This is a genomic window from Finegoldia sp. BIOML-A2 (genome assembly GCF_009678315.1).
GTDB lineage: Bacteria > Bacillota > Clostridia > Tissierellales > Peptoniphilaceae > Finegoldia > Finegoldia magna.
Genome location: NZ_WKZE01000004.1, coordinates 11,506 through 31,716, shown reverse-complemented (window position 1 = coordinate 31,716; position 20,211 = coordinate 11,506). Strand labels below are relative to the sequence as shown.

Sequence of the window (20,211 nt, the reverse complement as noted above, 5' to 3'; positions counted from 1 at the left end):
CTAAATTAAATTTCTCTCTACATAAAAGCTCAATATTTTTCCATCATAAGAAATTATTCCAGAGTCAACCATTGAGCCAAGAAGATTTATATCATTATAATCTGATTCCCATCCCAACAAATTTGCATAATAATCTTCAATTTGAGGAGATCTGCTTACATTAATAAGTCTTTTCATATCTTCAAGATGTTGTGGTGTTTTTGTTGGCATCCCTTCGGCAATAATTATCAATTTATCGTCTTTGAATTCCGAATCAATTCTTATACTTTTTGTGTCGTACATGAAAAAATAACTTAAAATTTCTGACACGATTAATTTTGCTTTTTTCTCTTCGTTACTAATCATCGTTTTTTAACCTCACTCTCATTAAGAAATTATCCATTTCACTAAATACCGGAACTAAAATTCCGGCGACAAATCCACCTGAAAAACCATTATTGTACAAATTAACTCCGCCGTGAACAACTCCTATATTTAAAACCATAGCCATGTGCAAAAATCCGGCTAATACACCTCTGAAAAATCCAAACTCACCAGCAATTGGAGCAAGAGTCGTTCCAAATAACGCTGCCAAAAGACTGGAAGTAGACAGAGGATTAACTGCATTTAAAATTGATGCTAAGAATACACCAATTAAAATTGGTATAGTGTTTTTGGGGTGTTTACCAAATGCAGAAAAACCAGTCACGGTAAAAATACCGCCAATTATTGGACCGCTTATATTGCCACCTACAATAATGATGTAGGTCGTCGCTATTAGCCCCATAATGCCCATATTAATCATCGTTTGATATAAACCATCAAGCGATATAAAATCCGTCGCCAATCTACCAGAATTGTACATTATGTTTTCATATCCATGAAAAGACAAATTGTTTTTTACAAATCCCAATAAAAATATTGAAATAAATAGCAAATATAAAAATATTATTATTCTGATATCATTGACAGGGTATACTAAGTTCACAGATTTTATGGTTACATTGAACATTCTAAGAATTCCTACATAAAGCATTCCTACAATTCCTGCTGTAAATCCCATATTGTATAAGTTATAACCTTGATGAAATCTAAGAAAAGTTCCAGAAAGTGGTACCATTATCATTCCTATACTTATTCCAACGAGATAACTTATTATAATTGAATGTACAGGGGATAGACTAGAATTAAATGCTATTTCACTAACTAAAGGACCCAATGCACTACCAAATAATGCAGGAAGTATAACGGATGCTCTTGATGTGTTTTCTATTTTTGCATATATCAACACTCCTATAGTTATTGGAATTGTGTTGAAAATATTTTTGCCGAAAAAAGCAAATCCAGTCATCGTGAAGATAGCCGCAACTCCTGGTCCAGAAATAACAACCTTAAAATTATGTGATAGAAGAGTTGACAATAAACAAATTAAACCGGCATTAAAAAAAGCAGCTCCAATGTTTGCCAAATACATATAATCAGTAATTAAAGTACAAGGACTTTTAATTATAGTTATCAAACCGTTAAAAATTTCTGTGGGAGAATTAAACAAAAACGCTACTGCCATCAGCAAACTAGCCAATGTGTAAAGAAGTTTATAAATTCCCATTGAGTGAAAAACTTTTTCTTTCTCTTTCATAAGACCTCCATTTATAATTTAGTATATTTTATTATAAAGAAGTACAATTTTCAACAAAAAAGGAGCGATAATAATATATCACTCCTTAAAAATTAATTAGGCTTATTTAAAAGTCTGTTTTTTAATTCTTGTTCCATTGCCATTAATTCTTGTTTTGCTTTAAGTCTATTTTCATGACCTTCGATTTGAATATTGCGAACTTCATCTAATGCACTGATAAGTTGTTCGTTTGTGTGTCTAATTGTTTCCACATCGACGATTCCTCTTTCAGTTGCTTTTGCAGTTTCGATAGTGCTCATCTTCAATGTGTCAGCGTTTTTACGCAACAAATCATTAGTCAAATCAGTAACTTTCTTTTGGGCTTCTGCTGCTTGAGAATTATGGTAAACACCTAATGATAAAACCATTTGGTTTTTCCAAATAGGAATAGTATTCACTATTGTAGATTGGATTTTTTCTACCATAACAGCATTAGAAGATTGCACCATTCTTATTTGTGGAGCCATTTGCAAACTCACCATTCTCGTAAGCTCAAGATCATGTAATTTTTTTTCGAATCTAGTAGCTAAATCTCTTAAATCATTTGCTTTTTGCGCAGTGATAGAATTAGGAGAATTTTCGGCCTCTTTGAGCATATTTGGAAGTTCTTCATTTCTTACTTGATCCAATTTCTTTTGTCCAGCAAGAATGTACATGCTTAATTCCTTAAAATATTGCTCATTTAGCTTATACATTTGGTCTAACAATGAAATATCTTTCATCAAAGTAATTTGATGATTTTCTAAAATTTTTGAAATCTCATCTACATTTTTTTCAGCCTTTTCGTAGTTTGCTCTCAAAGCAGTAATTTTATTTGCACCTTTTTTGAAAAAACCAAACACACCTTTATCTTCAGTTTCATCAAATGATTTTAATTCTGTAACAACGGAAGATAAAAGATTACCAACTTCTCCAAGATCTTTTGTCTTTACTGAATTTAAAGTTTTTTCAGAGAAACTAGCGATTTTCTTTTGGGCTCCAACTCCGTATTGTAAAACTATGTTGGAATTAGATAAATCAATTTGTTTAACAAATTCATCAACAGTTTTTTGTTCCTCAGGAGTAAGGTTAACTTTTTGTTCAAATTCTGGGTAAAAAACTTCATCTTCTTTAACTTCATTTAGTGTAGGTTCTTCTACATCCAAGGTCAATTTAATAGGTTTATCTTCCATTATTCAGCACCTCTCTTAAACATAGTATTTTTCTCAATCAATCCATCTTGTGACAACAAAGTATTCATAACTTCGATTTCCGAGTTAATATTCAAAATATCATCGCTGTACAAATCTGTTAAAAGCTTTGAAAAAGCTTTATTGATATTTTGAATAGCATTTTTAATATCATTTTTTGATTTTTCTACGCTTAATATATCATTCTTTTCATTTTCAAATTGAATATAATTTTTCACCAAATTTATAGCAGTTGGAGTGTAATAATCAACGAATTTATTAAGCCCATTGACATCAGAATTTTCGTTTTGAATTTGATTATTTATCGACACTAACAAATCCTTTAATTTAATGACATCTTGTTTGAAATCAAAATCCTTTACAGATGTTATTAAATTTTCAGTTATCGTAATATAATTAGTAATATCTCTGTTAGATTCAATCTCTTTTTGGTTTTCTTCTGATTTGCTTTCATCTAAGTAATGAGCTTTGTATGCATCGTAGCTTGTCCTGTCCAATAAAAACAAATGACCATTTTCAACGACACGAGCTTGTGGGAAGTATCTTTTGTTTATGAAATAAATTAGTTCCTTACTACATTTTTCGACAGGAAGATTAACAGCCGATGCAAAATCTTCTACGCTTAAAATTTTATTGTCTCCAATTTCTGTTTTGTATCGTAAAAATCGTTGTAATTTTGATGCGTGTATATGTGACAAAAATCCCACAACACCAAATCCCAAACTTATCATAATACCAGAAAACAGATCAGGTAAACTATGGGTCAACGATGAGACAGAGCCAAATAAAGTCATAGCGCCTATAGCATAACTAATATTTCTTAGTGCAAAATAACTTTTTGGATTAATCTTTTTTTGAGTTACTAATTTAGAGTCTTTGTTTGCCAGATATTGTTGTTTTGGTTTAGGTTTTAGATTAAATGTGTTCATAACTACATTTAAACCGTTTTTTGATAAATCCAACGCCATATCAATAGATTTTTCTATTATTTCACCAACTTTCGAAAAATCATTGTCGCTTATAGCGTTATCTATATATTCTTCTAATTTGTTTTTCTTCATTTCACACCTTCCTATTACTATTGTATCATATATAGTAGTTGAAATTAAATGAATTTTATTTACAAAAATTCAAATCGATTTTTAAATATCGCTTTGACTTTTAAATATTTTCAATTCAGTTTATAATAGTATTAGATTTTCAAAATAAAATACAGGAGGATATATGGAAGAAATAAGTGCAGGTGGGGTTGTTATCAATAATGGTAATGTTGCTGTGCTTAAAAAGTTCCGTGGTGAATGGGTTCTTCCTAAAGGTAGGGTAGAGAAAGGAGAAAGCTTAGAAGAAACTGCAATTAGAGAAGTTTTTGAAGAATCGGGACTAAGAGCTGAGATTGTTAAGTATATTGGATATGTAAAATATAAATACAGACACATGGATGGCACGAAAGTTCTTAAAACAGTTCACTATTTTTATATGGTAACGAAAGATAATAATATTATCCCACAAAGAGAAGAAGGCTTTGCAGAAGGAGATTTTATGAATCTCGACAAAGCTTTAAGATATGTGCGTCACAGCGCAGAAAAAAATATGATAAAAACAGCTAAATCGTTTATAGAAAAAAGGTAAAGATATGAGCTTTTCATCTGATATTAAAACTGAAATAATAAGTAATCTTGATGACTATGATGTTTTGGCAATGCTATCAGCTTTTACTAAGACAATAGGTACCTTGAATTACAATTCATTAGGTGTAAAGATTACATTAAAAACAGAAAGTAATCCAGTTGCAAGATTAATCTTTTCTAATTTAAAAAAACATTACAATTATGAATGTGATATGAAAGTTATTCACAACAATAATCTTCGTAAGAAAAATATCTACGAAATATTGATTGATGATAAGATATCAAAACAATTTTGTGAGGATACGCACACTTCAACTAGCCCTTTTGACTTTGATTTGGGAATTGATGAAGAATTAATTGATTCCAATACGAAGAAAATTAGTTTCCTACAAGGGGCTTTTTTAGGGACGGGTTTTTGTTATGACCCATCAAAAATGTATCATTTAGAGATGATTTTCAAGCAAGAAAATGTTGGTAACCAAGTAAAAGGCTTACTTCAAGGTTTTGGAATAAAATCTTCTATTTTTGAGAGAAGTGAAAATTATGTTTTGTATATCAAAGAAGCTGAAGCAATTTCTGATTTTTTGAGTTTGGCTAAAGCATATAATAGTGTTTTAAAACTTGAAAATATCAGAGCATTCAAAGATATAAAAAATAATGTCAACAGAAGGTTTAATTTTGAGACAGCAAATTTGAATAAAACGGTTGATGCTGCTTTGAAACAAAAGCTTATAATAGAAAAAATTGATAACACGATAGGTCTTGAATCGCTAGATCCACTATTGTTGGAATTAGCTTATGCCAGAATAGAAAATCCAGATGTTTCATTAAAAGAATTAGGAGAAATGATGACTCCTAAGATTTCAAAATCTGGAGTTAGTTACAGACTTAATAAACTTAAAAAAATTGCTGATGATTTATAATTGTCAGCAATTTTTCTTTTAAAATAACCAAACTTATTATAAAATAAGGCTAAAGGAGTTTGAAATGATAGATACGTTTACGCATTTACATGTTCATACAGAATACAGTTTACTAGATGGATTTTCTCCAATCGAAAAACTTTTGGATAAAGTTGAAGAATTGCAAATGAAAGCCATCGCTATTACTGATCACGGTAGTATGTTTGGAACAGTAAAGTTTTATAAGGAATGCAAAAAAAGAAATATAAAACCTATTATTGGTTGTGAAATCTACACTACTAATAAGGATCATAAAATCAAAAATCCAGAAAATAAATTCTACAATCATTTAGTTCTTTTAGCCAAGAATCAAACGGGTTATTCTAATTTGATGAAAATCGTGTCACTTGGATATGTTGAAGGATTTTATTATAAACCAAGAGTGGACAAGGATACTTTGAGAAAATATTCTGAGGGAATCATTGCTTTGTCTGCGTGTTTGAAAGGAGAAGTACAAGAATCTCTAATTAGGTATGGATACGATAAAGCAAAAGATGTCGCAAAGGAATTAAAAGATATTTACGGAGAAGATTTTTACTTAGAATTACAAAACCATTCGTCACGAGAAGATATGGTTGTTATGGAAAATATTCCAAAAATAGCAAATGAATTAGGCATTGGTCTTGTGTGTACGAATGATGTTCATTATATTGAAAAAGAAGATTATAAAATACACAATATTTTGATCTGTCTTCAAACGGGAAAAACAATCGAAGAAGAAAATAAAATGAGCTACATTCCAGGAGAATTTTTCCTTAGAAGCGAAGAACAAATGAGAGATTTGTTCAAAGATTATCCTGAAGCAATTGAAAACACGAAAAAAATTGCAGAAATGTGTAACGTAGAACTTGAATTTGGTAATCTTCATCTACCTTATTTTGCGATTCCAGACGGCTTTACAAACAGTAGCTATCTGAAAAAACTCGTCTTTGATGGATTAGAAAAAAGATTTGCAAATGATGACAGATTAGAAGAAGCGAAAGAAAGATGCGAATATGAACTATCTGTAATTGAAAAGATGGGGTATGTCGATTACTTTTTAATCGTTTGGGATTTTATTAGATTTGCAAAATCACAAGATATTCCTGTTGGACCTGGACGTGGTTCTGCAGCGGGAAGTATTATAAGTTATTGCTTAGAAATTACAGATATCAATCCATTGGATTACAATTTAATTTTCGAAAGATTTTTGAATCCTGAACGTGTTTCTATGCCAGATATAGATATAGATTTTTGTTATGAAAGAAGAGAAGAAGTAATAGATTACGTAGTTAATAAGTACGGCGAAGATAAGGTTGCTCAGATTGTAACTTTTGGAACAATGGCAGCTAGAAATGCTATAAGGGATGTTGGAAGAGTTCTTGCTATGGATTTTAAAACAGTGGATGATACAGCCAAGAAAGTTCCTAATCTTTTAAATATTAATATAGACAAATCACTAGAAATTTCTCCGGAATTTAGAAAAGCTTACGAAGAAAACCGTGATGTAAAAAAATTAGTCGATGTTGCACGAAGAGTTGAAGGAATGCCACGTCACACATCAACTCACGCAGCTGGTGTGGTTATATCTAAGCTCCCAATAATGGAATATGTTCCGTTGGCAATTAACAAAGATGCTGTCATTACACAATTCAATATGACAGAACTTGAAGAGCTCGGATTGCTGAAGATGGACTTTTTGGGTCTTAGAACTTTAACTGTAATCAGTGATTGCATGAAATTTATCAAAAAAAATAAAAATATAGATGTAAGCTTTGAAGATATGGACGAAAATGATCCGAAAGTTTTGTCAATGTTTACAGTTGCACAAACTCTTGGAATATTTCAATTTGAATCACAAGGCATGAGAAATTTCTTAAAAGAATTAAAGCCAACTAAATTTGACGATTTAATTGCTGCAAATGCTTTGTTTAGACCTGGTCCAATGAATGAAATTCCGACTTACATTCACAATAAACACAACGAAAAAGATGTTGAATATTTATCTCCGTTACTTGAAGATATTTTGAAACCAACTTACGGTACGATTGTTTACCAAGAGCAAGTTATGCAAATTGTACAAAAAATCGCGGGATTTAGCTTGGGAGAAGCTGACAATTTGAGACGTGCTATGAGTAAGAAAAAAATGAAAGTTATGGAAGATGGTAGAAAAGAATTTATCTTTGGAAAAGAAGATGAAGATGGAAATATTTTGATTGAAGGAGCTATTAGAAGAGGAGTCGGTGAGGATATTGCAAATAAAATCTACGATTTGATGATAGACTTTGCAAAGTATGCATTCAACAAATCTCACTCTGCAGCTTATTCGTTAGTAGCAATGAGGACGGCTTGGTTAAAATATTATTATCCAGTAGAATTCTTAGCAGCGCTTATATCTTCGGTTATGGGAAACACTTCACAACTTTCGTTGTATATTGAAGAAGCAAGAAGACTGGACATAAAAATTGAGGCGCCAGATATCAATTACAGCTTAGATAAATTTGATGTGAAAGATAATTCTATAATTTATGGATTGAAAGCTATAAAAAATGTAGGAACGAATTTAATAGAGCAAACAATTATTTCAAGAAATGAAAATGGTAAATTCAAAAGTTTTAGAGATTTTGTGGAAAGAATTTATGCAAAAGATAAATCAGCTATAAATAAAAGATCGATTGAATCGTTAATAAAAGCGGGAGCATTTACATCTCTAGGTGAAACAAGAGCGACATTAATGCTTCAATACCAATCTATCATTGACTCAGTTCAATCGGGTTTAAAAAACAACGTACCTGGTCAATCAAATTTGTTCGATATGTTTGAGTCCAAAGATGAAGATGAACGAGACGATTTTACTAGAAGAGAAGAGTTCGATAAATCAGAACTTTTGAGAATGGAAAAAGAGGTATTGGGTATATATTTATCAGACCATCCTTTAAGAACTTACTCAAACATCATAGAGAAATATTCTAATTTTTCTACAGGGGACTTAGAAGATGATGATTACAATGAGAAAAACTTCGACGGGAAAAGAGTTAAAGTCGTAGGAATAATTGAATCAATCAATAAAAAATTCACCAAAAATCAAAAGATAATGGAATTTGTTAAATTTGAAGATTTGTATGGAACTATGGAATTGATAGTTTTTCCACAAAAGTACGAACAATATTCAGATATTTTAAATGAAGATGAAATTTTGATTGTGAGTGGAAGATTGAATATTATTGAAGGAGAAGATCCAAAAATTTTGGTAGATAACATTCAAAGTATCAAAACTATTTCAAACGTTGAAAAACAAGATGAAACACAGCCAAAATTATTTTTAAGAATTACAAAAAATATGCCAAGTTATATCTTGGATAAAGTCAAACCAATACTACTCAATAGCAAAGGGAATACTCAATCAAATATATATTTTGAAGAAAAGAAACAAAACTACTTGCTTGGAAATGAATTTAGAATTTCTGTAGAAGATGATACTATTGATGAACTTGTATCATTATTAGGAAGAGAAAATGTAGTTTTAAAATAGAGGTTAATTATGAAAACAATAGCAATATTGACAAGTGGTGGCGATGCACCTGGAATGAATGCCTGCATTCGTTCTATAGCTAGAACTTGTATTTACAATGGAATAAGAGTAATGGGAATAAGATCTGGATATGATGGTCTTATGAATGGAAATATTTACGAAATGAATGTGTCTTCAGTTGCAGATATTATCCACAGAGGTGGAACTATTTTGGGTTCTGCTAGATGTAATGAATTTAAAACTGAAGAAGGTCAAAATAAAGGCGCACAAATATTAAAGGATTTCGGAATAGATGGACTAGTCGTTTTAGGGGGAGATGGTTCATTTAAAGGTGCAAGTGCACTAAGCAAAATAGGAATATCTACAATTGGAATTCCTTGTACAATTGATAACGATATGGGTTATACTGATTATACGATTGGATTTTTTACTGCCGTTGAAACAGTTAGTGATGCGATATCAAAATTAAGAGACACATCTTCAAGCCATGGTAGAGCAAATATAATTGAAGTTATGGGAAGAAATTGTGGAGATATTGCTCTTTATTCAGGTGTTGCATCTGGAGCAGAATCAATCCTAGTTCCTGAAGTAGAATTAAATATCGATGAAGTTACAGAAAAGATAGAACGAGGAAGAAAAAGAGGAAAGCTTCATCATTTAATCATGCTTGCTGAAGGAGTCGGTGGAGCTTACGATATTAAAGACATAATTGAAGAAAAAACAGGAGTTGAGACAAAAGTTACAATTTTAGGTCACGTTCAACGTGGAGGTACACCTTGTACTTTTGATAGATTAATGGCAACTCAAATGGGAAATTTGGCAGTAAAATTAATCATGGAAGAAAAAACAGGATTAGCAATAGCTATGAAAGACAATAAGATAATCACAGTTCCAATAGATGAAGCAGTAGCAACAAAAAGAAATTTCAGAGAAGATTTGTACGAGATATCTAAGGAAATTTCAATATAGATAGGAGTAAATATGTTAAAGAAAACTAAAATAGTCTGTACTATAGGTCCGGCATCAGATTCTTTAGAGACTTTAAAAACATTGATGCAAAGTGGAATGAACGTGTGTAGATTGAACTTCTCACATGGAAGTCATGAAGAGCATTTACAAAGAATAAAAAACATAAAACAAGCACGAGAAGAATTGGATTTGCCAATAGCAATAATGTTAGATACAAAAGGTCCCGAAATTAGATTGGGAGATTTTGGAGTTGATCAAGTTCAACTTTCAATTGGTGATCAATTCACATTAACTACAAGAGACGTAACTGGAGATCAAAATATCTGTTCAGTGAGCTACAAAGGACTTCCAGATGATTTGGATATCGGGAAGAAAGTATTGATAGATGATGGATTAGTTGAATTAGAAGTTGTAGAAATAAAAGATACAGATGTGATTTGCAAAGTTAACAACTACGGTATTTTGAAGAGCAAAAAAGGAGTAAATATTCCAAATTCAAAAGTAAAATTACCAGCAATCACTGAAAAAGATATTTCAGATATAAAATTCGGAATTGAAAATGGAATTGATTATATAGCTGCATCTTTTATCAGAAAATCACAAGACGTATTAGATATTAGAAAAATTTTAGAACAAAATAACGGAAACGACATAAAAATAATATCTAAAATTGAATCGCAAGAAGGCGTAGATAATTTGGACGAAATAATCAACACTTCTGATGGGATTATGGTTGCAAGAGGAGACTTGGGCGTAGAAATTCAAACTGAAATTATGCCTATTGTTCAAAAAGAAATAATCAAGAAAACTTCATTAGCTGGAAAACCAGTTATAACTGCGACACAAATGTTAGATTCTATGATTAGAAACCCAAGACCAACCAGAGCGGAAGTTACAGACGTAGCGAATGCGATTTTGGACGGCAGCGATGCTGTTATGCTTTCTGGAGAGACTGCAGCAGGAAATTATCCAGTAAATGCAGTAAAAGTTATGAATGATATTGCAATTAATACTGAAAATTCTGAAGAGTTTAAAGAAGCTGCGAATAAAAGGTTGAAATGGTTGGACATTACAACAACGAATGCAATAAGTATTGCAACTAGAAGTATTAGTGAACAATTGGGAGCAAATGCGATTGTAGTTGCTACAACTTCAGGTTCAACAGCTAGAAATGTTTCAAAATATCGTCCGTTGTCACCAATAGTTGCAGCTACTACATCAGAAAGTGTAATGAGAAAACTATCTTTAATTTGGGGTGTTCATCCAGTTCTTAGCGAATTAAGTGAAAACACTGATGAAGTAATTGATAGATCAATTTCTGCGGGTATCAAAAAAGATTTGGTTCACGAAGGAGATTTAATTATAATCACAGCAGGCCTTCCGGTTGGAGTTTCTGGAACTACAAATTTATTAAAAGTTCACACAATTGGAGATATTTTGATTGAAGGAACAGGAATTGGTAAAAAATCCGTTACTGCAAAAGCAAGAGTTGCTAAAGGTGTAGAAGATTTGGCTTCTAAATTTGAAGATGGAAATGCAATTGTATTGTACAGTTTGGAAAGAGAATTCGTTCCATATATTCAAAAAGCTTCTGCAATTATTGTGGAAGAAGGTGGCCTAACATCACCTGCTGCAATTGTTGGATTGCATTTGGGAATTCCAACGATTGTAGGATGTAAAGATGCTGTAAGTAAAATCAAAGATCAAGAAATTTTGACTATTGATCCAATAGCTGGGTTAGTTTATCGCGGAGCAGCCAAGATTTTATAACGGTAATGTGGTACAATAAACTTAGAGGTAGAAAATGAATACTGTAATATTTGATATGGATGGCGTAATAATTGATAGCGAAGTAATTTATATTGATTTTTTCCAAAAAGTACTTCAAGATTTTGACGTCGAAATATCTGAAGAAGATTTGTTTTCTCTTGCTGGTTTGAGTCAACAAAAAACCGATGAATTTTTGAAATCTAAACTTCATAGAAAACCTGAGGAAGTATATAGTTTGATGAAAAAATACATCGATGATGATAAAATAAACTACAGTTCTATAGTAATGGATGGATTTTATCCATTACTAAAAGAACTAAAAAGAAAAAATTTTAAGATTGCATTAGCATCTTCATCACCAAAAAAAACTATTAACAATGTTTTAGAAGAATTAGATATAAAGGATGAATTTGATGCGATAATAAGCGGTGAGGATTTTAAAGAATCAAAGCCAAATCCCGAAATTTACATTAAAACATGTGAGATTTTGGGAGTACGTCCCAAAGATGCTATTGCAATTGAAGATTCTGATTACGGTATTGATTCTGCAAAGAATGCAGGATTAACAGTAATTGCCAGAAGAGAGAATAGATTTAATTTTAAACAAGACAAAGCTGATTTTATTGTCGATAATTTACAAGATATTAAGATTATATTGGAAAAATTTGAAAAAGAAAAAAATGGCGTTTACAAAATCAGAAGAAAATCAAAAGAATTTGTAAAAGCAATGTTTTTTATTGATCGAGAATCTTTCAATGATAATGTGGATGATTGTGATATTTATTGTTTATATCGAAATGATAAAATGAAATCTGCAATCATAAAAAAACATGATAAAATAATATACAAGAATGTAGAATCAGAGATGGATTATAAATTAATACTAGAAGGAATAGAAAATAAGGAAATAGATGAGATTAGATAAATTTTTAAAAAATTCAAGGATTATTAAAAGAAGAACTGTAGCCAAGACTGCTTGTGAATCCCAAAGAGTTAAAATCAACGACAAAATCGCTAAACCTGGAGACAACGTAAAAGTCGGAGATATAATTGAAATAAGTTTTGCTCAATCGGTTTTAAAGGCAAAGGTTACTGAATTGATAGATAATCCAAAGAAAGACGATGCAGATAAAATGTTTGAAACTTTAGGAGATTAAAATGAATACCAGGGATAATCAGATAAGAAAAAGAAGAAAAAACGTTAATAAATTTAGAATAATAGTTTCTGCAATAACTATTTTTGCTTGTGTTACGTTGTTATTTACAATTTTTAAACAACAAATTCAAATCAGAAACATTAATAATGTTAAGTTGGAACAACAAACAAAAAAGGATGAACTTGAAAAAGAAATAAAAAAATTATCTGAAGATTCCAAAAACTTAGACAATCCTGAGTTGATAGAAAAATATGCCAGAGAAAAATTAGGTATGGTAAAACCTAACGAAGTTTTGATTAAGGATGAAAAGGAAAAACCAAAAAAAGATTCAAATTTTACACCGTCGCCAACTTTTGACAAAAAGTCTGATAAATAATTATTGACACCGTTTTTTTAGTAGTATATACTGGTATATAGTATTATATTAGGAGGAAGATATTGCGTATGTCTATATCAGTGGGCGATATTGTTGAAGGAAAAGTAACAGGAATTACTAAGTTTGGGGCATTTGTAGAATGCGAAGACGGAACTAAAGGATTAGTTCATATTTCACAAATTTCTAATGACTACATAGAAAAAGTTGAAGATGTGTTAAAAGTTAATGATGTAATAAAATGTAAAGTTATGAGCATTGAAGATAATAAGGTTAGCTTTTCAATAAAGGAATGTCTTCCGAAAAAAGAACACAAAAAAGAATTTTCAAAGAAAACTTATTCAGAAGATGATAAGAATTCAAACAAAGAATCTAGCAAAGAATCAAGTTTTGATGATTTACTTTCTAAGTTTATGAAAGAAAGTAACGAGAGATTAGATTCCATTAGACAAAGAGAGAATAAAAAGTTTTCGAAGAAAAGAAAGTATAATTAGGAGTAACGCCGCAGATTTATGCGGCTTTTTTATTATTATGGATTTGATACACAAAATAAAAAAAACTATCATCAGAGAAAACTTAATACAAAAAAACGACAAAATTTTGATAGGATTATCAGGTGGGGCAGACTCAGTATTATTATTCAATGTTTTATACCAACTAAAAGATGATTTAGGTTTTGAGATAAAAACATGCCACATTAATCATTCTTACAGAGTTACTGCCGATAGAGATGAAAATTTTTCAAGGGAAATATCTGAAGAAAAAAATGTTCAATTTTTTTCAAAAAAAGTAGATATGAAACAATTTTCCATCGATAATTCTATTAGTTTGGAAGACAGCGGTAGGATTTTAAGATATAATTGTTTCAACAAAATTTTAGAAACAGAGAATTTCAATAAGATTGCTGTAGCACACCACTTGGACGATCAAGTGGAGACTTTTTTCTTACATTTGTTTAGGGGAAGTGGAATTGATGGATTGTGTGGAATACAATATCGAAACAAAAATGTAATAAGACCACTTTTAGATGTATCAAAAAATGAAATCCTAAATTATTTAGATAGCAAAAATATTGAGTATGTAACTGATGAGACAAATTTCATAGCCGATGTTAAAAGAAATAAAATTCGACTTGAAATGTTGCCATATATTCAAGAAAATTTCAATAATTCTATAAATGAATCGATATATAGGACTATAAATATTTTACAAGATTCAAAAGAAATAATTGACGATATTACTAATCTTAAATTCGAAAAATTAGTTAGTCAAAGAAATGGTGAATATTCTATAGATGTAAAATTATTTGAAATCGAAAAAATCTCTATTCAAAGAAATATAATTAGAAAACTTTTAATTGAATTAAATGGGTCTAACCAAGATATTAGAATGGCTTATATAGATGATATTATAGAATTATTTGATTTAAAAAATGGCAGCGAATATATATTTAAAGACTACAGTTTTTTCAAAAGTTATGATAAAGTAATAATTAAGAAAATTGTAGACAACAAAAAAAGTCAAAATGTTAAATTTGAACTTGGGACAATTATTTTTGGGGATTTTAAAATTAGTAGTTATCTATCAAAAAATACTAATATTAAACCTTCAAGAAATAAAATGGTTTTTGATTCTAAAATTCTATCACATAATCTTGTTTTACGAAGAAGAGAAAATGGAGATAGAATTAAATTAAAGGGATTTACCAAGAAAATTAAAGATGTATTTATTGATAATAAAGTTTTACAAATTGAACGCGATAATTATCCCATTTTGAGCGATGAAGAAAATGTATATGCTATTTTGTCGTTGAAAAGATCAAATTTGTACATGAAAAATTCTAACAGCAAAGAAGTTTTAGTTATAGAGGTGACTTATGAAAAGTAATTTATGTGATGCTGTCGAAAAGGTGCTAATACCAAAATCAGAAATCGACAAAAGAATTGAAGAATTAGGAAAAGAAATCACTGAAGAATACAGAGATAAGGGAGAACTTATCGTAGTTGGTATTCTAAGAGGCGCAGCGATGTTTATGAGTAATTTAACATTGAATATCGACTTAGAAGTTGGAATAGATTTCATGGCAGTATCAAGTTATGGACATTCTTCAGAATCTAGTGGAACTGTAAGAATAATCAAAGATTTGGAAGAAGACATCGCCGGCAAAAATATCCTTATAGTTGAAGATATTGTGGACAGTGGTCGCACATTAAATTACTTGGTTCGAAACTTAATGGATAGAAAAGCAAAATCAGTTAAGATAGCGAGTCTTTTGGATAAACCTGAAAGAAGAACTAACGAAGTTGATGTTCAATTCAAAGGTTTTACTGTACCTAATGAATTTATAGTTGGTTATGGATTGGATTTTGCACAACAATTTAGAAATATTGAAGATATTTGCGTATTGAAGAAATCTTTTTATGAAAAGGAGATTTAATGAAAAAAGTAACTAAAAGTTTAGCGATTTATCTTGTTCCAATTATTTTAATAGCTTTTTTCGTGACTATGACTCAAAACAATACATTGAGCACAAAATATTTTACTGTCAACGAAATGATAGTAAACGTCAAGAAAGATAATGTTAAAGAAATTGTTGCAAGAGGAAATGATATAAAAGGCGTTCTAAAAGATAGCAAGGGTACTCCTTTTAGAATGTATATGCCATCAGAAATGTGGGAAGTATTTTACAATAATTATCTGAAGGAATCTGTTGAAAACAATAAGATAGTTTTGAAGACAGAAAAAGATCCTGGCAAACCATGGTATGTTGATATAATGCCAACTATATTAATTATAGTCGGGCTTGGAATAATTTGGTTTATGTTTATGAATCAAACACAAAACTCTGGAAATTCTAAGGCTATGAATTTTGGAAAATCAAAAGCAAAACTCAACCAAGATTCAAAAGAAAAGGTTGTGTTTGCTGATGTAGCGGGATTAAAAGAAGAAAAAGAGGAATTGATGGAAATAGTAGATTTTCTGAAAAATCCTTCTAAGTATATAGACATTGGTGCAAGAATTCCTAAAGGAGTTTTGTTAGTGGGACCTCCAGGAACTGGTAAAACATATTTATCGAGAGCAGTCGCAGGTGAAGCAAAGGTTCCATTTTTCAGCATTTCCGGTTCTGATTTCGTCGAAATGTTTGTTGGTGTCGGTGCATCGAGAGTTCGTGATTTGTTTGAACAAGCTAAGAAAAATGCTCCTTGTATCATTTTCATCGATGAAATAGACGCAGTAGGTAGAAAAAGAGGAGCAGGACTTGGCGGAGGCCATGACGAAAGAGAACAAACGTTGAATCAATTACTTGTTGAAATGGATGGTTTTGGAAAAAATGAAGGCGTAATTGTAATGAGTGCTACTAATAGACCTGATATTTTGGATAAAGCATTGTTGAGACCTGGAAGATTTGACAGAACTATTTATGTGGGACTTCCAGATGTGAGAGAGAGATTAGAAATATTAAAGGTTCACACAAAAAACAAAAAACTTGAATCAGATGTGGATTTGGAGAATATTGCAAAAACAACTACTGGTTTTTCTCCAGCTGATTTGGAAAATTTGTGCAATGAAGCAGCACTTCTTGCAGCAAGAAATAATGAAGCAGAAATTTCAAATGAAGTGTTCAAAGAAGCATCTATAAAAGTTGTTGCTGGTCCAGAAAAAAAATCACAAGTTGTAATAGAAAAAGAACGTGTGCTTACAGCTTATCACGAATCTGGTCATGCGATTGTATCCGGATTCTTGGAAGATAATGACAAAGTTCACATGATTACAATTATTCCTAGAGGAAGAGCCGGAGGATTTACGGCATATCTTCCACAAGAAGATGCGAAATTTATGACTAAAAGACAAATGCAACACAAATTGATTTCGCTTTTAGGTGGACGTGCAGCAGAAGAAGTTGTGCTTGACGATATCTCCACTGGAGCAAGTAACGATATTGAAAGAGCAACAAAGATCGCACATGCAATGGTAACAAAATACGGTATGAGTAAGAGATTGGGACCTATGATGTACGGTGGAGATGACGCTGAGGTATTCTTAGGTGAAGAGCTTGGTAAGAACAAACAGTATTCTGACAAGATAGCTTATGAAATTGATTCTGAAATGAGAGAACTAATAGATGAAGCGTACAACAAAGCTTTAAATATTTTAAATGAAAACATCGATTTGTTACATGCATTGGCAAACAGGCTTTTAGAAAAAGAAACTATTGGACAAGAAGAATTCGAAGCTATATTTGACAAATACACCAAGACTAAAATTCACGAAAATGAACCAAAAGAATTAGTCGATGTAAGAAAAAAAGACGAAGAAATAGAAAACAATATAGAAAATCAGGAGAAATAATGAGCGCACAAAATATTATTAATGTGATGTATATATTGATTTTGCTTTTTGGATTGAAGCAAATGTACAATGTATACAAAGTCAAAAAAAATATTGGTAGAGTCATCAAAAACTTTAACCAAAGAAAAAGAGTTTTAATGATGGTTGCATCATATTCAATTGTAATATTGGGATTATTGTATCTTTACCAACAAAAAACATGGTTCCCATTAATTTATATATTACTTGGAGTTATATTCATTTATTTAACATTCGAAAAAATCTCATTCACAGATAAAGGGATTTATTTCAATGGATTTTTGGCTGAATATGAAGACATCAAACAATGGAAATACTCCAAAGATAAGAGATTTTTGGAATTAACTTTGAAAAATTCCAAAGCTACTAACAAACTTATTCCGATCAATCCAAGCGATGCTTCTGAAATGCAAGTAATCATAAAAAAGAATAAGAAAAAACAATAAAATACTTGACAACAAAACTGTGATTAAATATAATAAAAAAAACACTATTTTTGTTTTTCATAAATTGGCTTTCTTTGATTGCCAATTTTTTTTATTTTAATACATGGAGGTATTATGGATACAAACAAAATTTTTGGGATTGACACTTTTGATAAAAAACAAATGAAAGATTCACTACCATTTCCTATTTATCAAAAATGGAAAAACGCAGTTAGAAAAGAAGATTTACTTGATATTGAAACAGCAGAAATAATTGCGCATGCGATGAAAAAATGGGCAATTGAAAGAGGAGCCACTCATTTTTGTCATTGGTTTCAACCATTAAATGGATTAACAGCAAAAAAACACGATTCATTTTTGGATAGAGGAGACGATAATACTCCAATAAATAGATTTTCGGCAAAAGAATTAATTAAAGGAGAACCAGATGCTTCATCATTTCCTACAGGATCAATTAGATCTACGTTTGAAGCAAGAGGCTATACTTATTGGGACTGCACATCTAACACTTTTATTGTAGATAATATTATGTATATACCATCGGTATTTGTATCTTATGATGGAACTACACTGGATAAAAAATTACCACTACTTAAAAGCTTGGATTATTTGTCAGATTACGCGACAAAACTTTACAACGAAATTTCTGATGAGCACTGTTACAGAATGAAAGTCAAAATCGGATTGGAGCAAGAATTTTTCCTTATAGATGAAAATGTATATAAACAACGTATTGATTTAATTAATACAGGAAGAACTCTTTTAGGAGCACAAGCTCCCAAATCGCAAGAACTTACTGACCATTATTTCGGTTCAATTCCACAAAGAGTTGAAGCGTTCTACAAAGATTTTGACGAGAAATTATTCAGACTTGGAATATACGCTAAGACTGAACACAATGAAGTTGCTCCAAATCAATTCGAAGTAGCAATTCTTTTTGAAAACGCCAATATTTCTGTAGATGATAACCACTTAGTTATGGAAATACTTAAAACTACTGCAAGAAAACATCATTTAGTATGCTTGTTGCACGAAAAACCATTCAAAGGTGTAAATGGTTCCGGTAAACACAACAACTACTCTTTAGTTACAAATCACGGTAGAAATGTATTTTCACCAAAAGCTGATATGGAAAATGACCTTGTATTTTTGATATTCACAGCATGTTTGATAGAAGCTGTAGACAAATCACAAGCACTTTTAAGATCCGCATCTTCAACTACGTCCAACGACTATAGATTAGGAGGAGATGAAGCACCTCCATCAATAATATCTATGGATTTGGGGCAAGATATTGAAGAAACATTTAACTCTCTTATGAATGAAGAAGAAATTGTCAGAAATTATCCTGAATTTTCGATAAATAGATTTGATTACATTCCACCAAATATGACAGACAGAAATAGAACAAGTCCATTTGCCTTCAGTGGAAACAAATTTGAATTTAGAATGTTAGGCTCTTCAAATAGTGCAAGCGATGTGAACATAGTTTTAAATACAATGTATGCAAATGCAATTAAAAGAGTATATGAAAAATTCAAATCTCAAAATGAGAATATAGAACAATTTATTAAATCAGAAGTTGTCAATATTTTGAAAAATCACAAACATATTTTGTACAGACAAGACAACTACACAGAACTTTGGAGAGAAGAAGCGAAGAAGAGAGGTTTGTTGGATTTAGTTCATTATTTTGATTCTTTATATTCCTTGATTTCGGAAGAATCTATCAAGGATTTTTGTGGTATACTAAGTGAGGAAGAATTACACGCAATTTACGATGTTGGATTGGAAGATGTAATAACAACTCATGAAATTGAAGCGAAGACTTTGATTTATATGTTGGATAAATTCGTTATTAATGCTTTCTCAAAGCAACTTATTCAAAACAGCAATTTAATTGAAAAATGTGGCATTAATAGTTTGGATTCTACACAAGAAAAATTGAAAAATGGTTTGAATGAAATCATCGACAAGAGAAATAATTTGGAAGAAATGATACAAAAATCTGATTTTGAATCTAAATACGATAAGGCTAAATATTTTCAATATGAAATTAGTCCATTAATTGAAGAAATCAGAGAAATACACGACAGTCTTGAAAAATTTGTCTACAAAGAAAATTATAGTTTGTGTGATATTCAAGACATATATTCATCATTAATATAATTATAGGAGGA

General features: G+C 30.8%; 18 protein-coding genes. 14 read left to right on the top strand and 4 right to left on the bottom strand.

The annotated features are described in order from the left end of the window. From GKF99_RS05015 to GKF99_RS05000, 4 genes are all read right to left on the bottom strand, one after another. Positions 1-345, bottom strand: a complete 345-nt coding sequence (locus GKF99_RS05015; protein ID WP_094203810.1) for a hypothetical protein — start codon at positions 343-345, stop codon at positions 1-3. Beyond that, positions 338-1,618, bottom strand: a complete 1,281-nt coding sequence (locus GKF99_RS05010) for a DUF1576 domain-containing protein (protein WP_154272785.1) — start codon at positions 1,616-1,618, stop codon at positions 338-340. The genes GKF99_RS05015 and GKF99_RS05010 overlap by 8 nt, the downstream gene beginning before the upstream one ends. Before the next feature lie 92 nt (positions 1,619-1,710). After that, positions 1,711-2,829 carry a toxic anion resistance protein gene (locus tag GKF99_RS05005; RefSeq protein ID WP_094223567.1) on the bottom strand — a complete coding sequence of 373 codons (1,119 nt, stop codon included), beginning with the start codon at positions 2,827-2,829 and terminating at the stop codon, positions 1,711-1,713. After that, positions 2,829-3,908, bottom strand: coding sequence for a 5-bromo-4-chloroindolyl phosphate hydrolysis family protein (locus GKF99_RS05000; protein WP_094208775.1), 1,080 nt, complete (start codon positions 3,906-3,908; stop codon positions 2,829-2,831). Before GKF99_RS05000 ends, GKF99_RS05005 begins: the two co-directional genes overlap by 1 nt. A 163-nt stretch (positions 3,909-4,071) precedes the next feature. Here GKF99_RS05000 and GKF99_RS04995 point away from each other — a divergent pair, with 163 nt between their 5' ends. The 14 genes from GKF99_RS04995 (at position 4,072) to GKF99_RS04930 (ending at position 20,200) form a co-directional block, all read left to right on the top strand. Beyond that, positions 4,072-4,476: an NUDIX domain-containing protein gene (locus tag GKF99_RS04995; RefSeq protein WP_002836712.1), complete on the top strand. Its 405-nt coding sequence runs from the start codon at positions 4,072-4,074 to the stop codon at positions 4,474-4,476. Positions 4,477-4,480: 4 nt separating this feature from the next. Continuing rightward, positions 4,481-5,398 carry a DNA-binding protein WhiA gene (whiA, locus tag GKF99_RS04990; protein WP_154272784.1) on the top strand — a complete coding sequence of 306 codons (918 nt, stop codon included), beginning with the start codon at positions 4,481-4,483 and terminating at the stop codon, positions 5,396-5,398. Positions 5,399-5,462: 64 nt separating this feature from the next. Next, the gene (locus tag GKF99_RS04985) at positions 5,463-8,948 is read left to right on the top strand and encodes a DNA polymerase III subunit alpha (protein WP_154272783.1); all 3,486 of its coding nucleotides are present in this window, start codon (positions 5,463-5,465) and stop codon (positions 8,946-8,948) included. Positions 8,949-8,957: 9 nt separating this feature from the next. Further along, positions 8,958-9,917 (top strand): 6-phosphofructokinase, encoded by a 960-nt coding sequence (gene pfkA, locus GKF99_RS04980; protein WP_094207277.1) that lies wholly within the window; start codon positions 8,958-8,960, stop codon positions 9,915-9,917. A gap of 12 nt (positions 9,918-9,929) precedes the next feature. After that, positions 9,930-11,687 carry a pyruvate kinase gene (gene pyk / locus GKF99_RS04975; RefSeq protein WP_094207276.1) on the top strand — a complete coding sequence of 586 codons (1,758 nt, stop codon included), beginning with the start codon at positions 9,930-9,932 and terminating at the stop codon, positions 11,685-11,687. Positions 11,688-11,721: 34 nt separating this feature from the next. Further along, on the top strand, positions 11,722-12,612 hold the full coding sequence (locus tag GKF99_RS04970) for an HAD family phosphatase (RefSeq protein ID WP_094207275.1): 891 nt from the start codon (positions 11,722-11,724) through the stop codon (positions 12,610-12,612). Beyond that, positions 12,599-12,844, top strand: coding sequence for an RNA-binding S4 domain-containing protein (locus tag GKF99_RS04965; protein ID WP_094203802.1), 246 nt, complete (start codon positions 12,599-12,601; stop codon positions 12,842-12,844). Before GKF99_RS04970 ends, GKF99_RS04965 begins: the two co-directional genes overlap by 14 nt. A gap of 1 nt (position 12,845) precedes the next feature. Further along, the gene (locus tag GKF99_RS04960) at positions 12,846-13,220 is read left to right on the top strand and encodes a septum formation initiator family protein (RefSeq protein ID WP_094207274.1); all 375 of its coding nucleotides are present in this window, start codon (positions 12,846-12,848) and stop codon (positions 13,218-13,220) included. A gap of 68 nt (positions 13,221-13,288) precedes the next feature. Beyond that, complete coding sequence (locus GKF99_RS04955; protein WP_154272782.1) at positions 13,289-13,711, top strand: S1 RNA-binding domain-containing protein; 423 nt, start codon at positions 13,289-13,291, stop codon at positions 13,709-13,711. A 37-nt stretch (positions 13,712-13,748) separates the two neighbouring features. Next, positions 13,749-15,104, top strand: coding sequence for a tRNA lysidine(34) synthetase TilS (gene tilS, locus GKF99_RS04950; RefSeq protein WP_154272781.1), 1,356 nt, complete (start codon positions 13,749-13,751; stop codon positions 15,102-15,104). After that, the gene (gene hpt, locus GKF99_RS04945; protein ID WP_154254607.1) at positions 15,094-15,654 is read left to right on the top strand and encodes a hypoxanthine phosphoribosyltransferase; all 561 of its coding nucleotides are present in this window, start codon (positions 15,094-15,096) and stop codon (positions 15,652-15,654) included. Before tilS ends, hpt begins: the two co-directional genes overlap by 11 nt. Then, positions 15,654-17,567, top strand: coding sequence for an ATP-dependent zinc metalloprotease FtsH (ftsH, locus tag GKF99_RS04940; RefSeq protein ID WP_154272780.1), 1,914 nt, complete (start codon positions 15,654-15,656; stop codon positions 17,565-17,567). The genes hpt and ftsH overlap by 1 nt, the downstream gene beginning before the upstream one ends. After that, a complete protein-coding gene (locus tag GKF99_RS04935) occupies positions 17,567-18,031 on the top strand; it encodes a DUF5673 domain-containing protein (RefSeq protein WP_094207269.1) in 465 nt (154 codons plus the stop codon). Before ftsH ends, GKF99_RS04935 begins: the two co-directional genes overlap by 1 nt. A gap of 114 nt (positions 18,032-18,145) precedes the next feature. Continuing rightward, positions 18,146-20,200 (top strand): glutamine synthetase III, encoded by a 2,055-nt coding sequence (locus GKF99_RS04930; RefSeq protein ID WP_154272779.1) that lies wholly within the window; start codon positions 18,146-18,148, stop codon positions 20,198-20,200. Positions 20,201-20,211 lie beyond the last annotated feature (11 nt).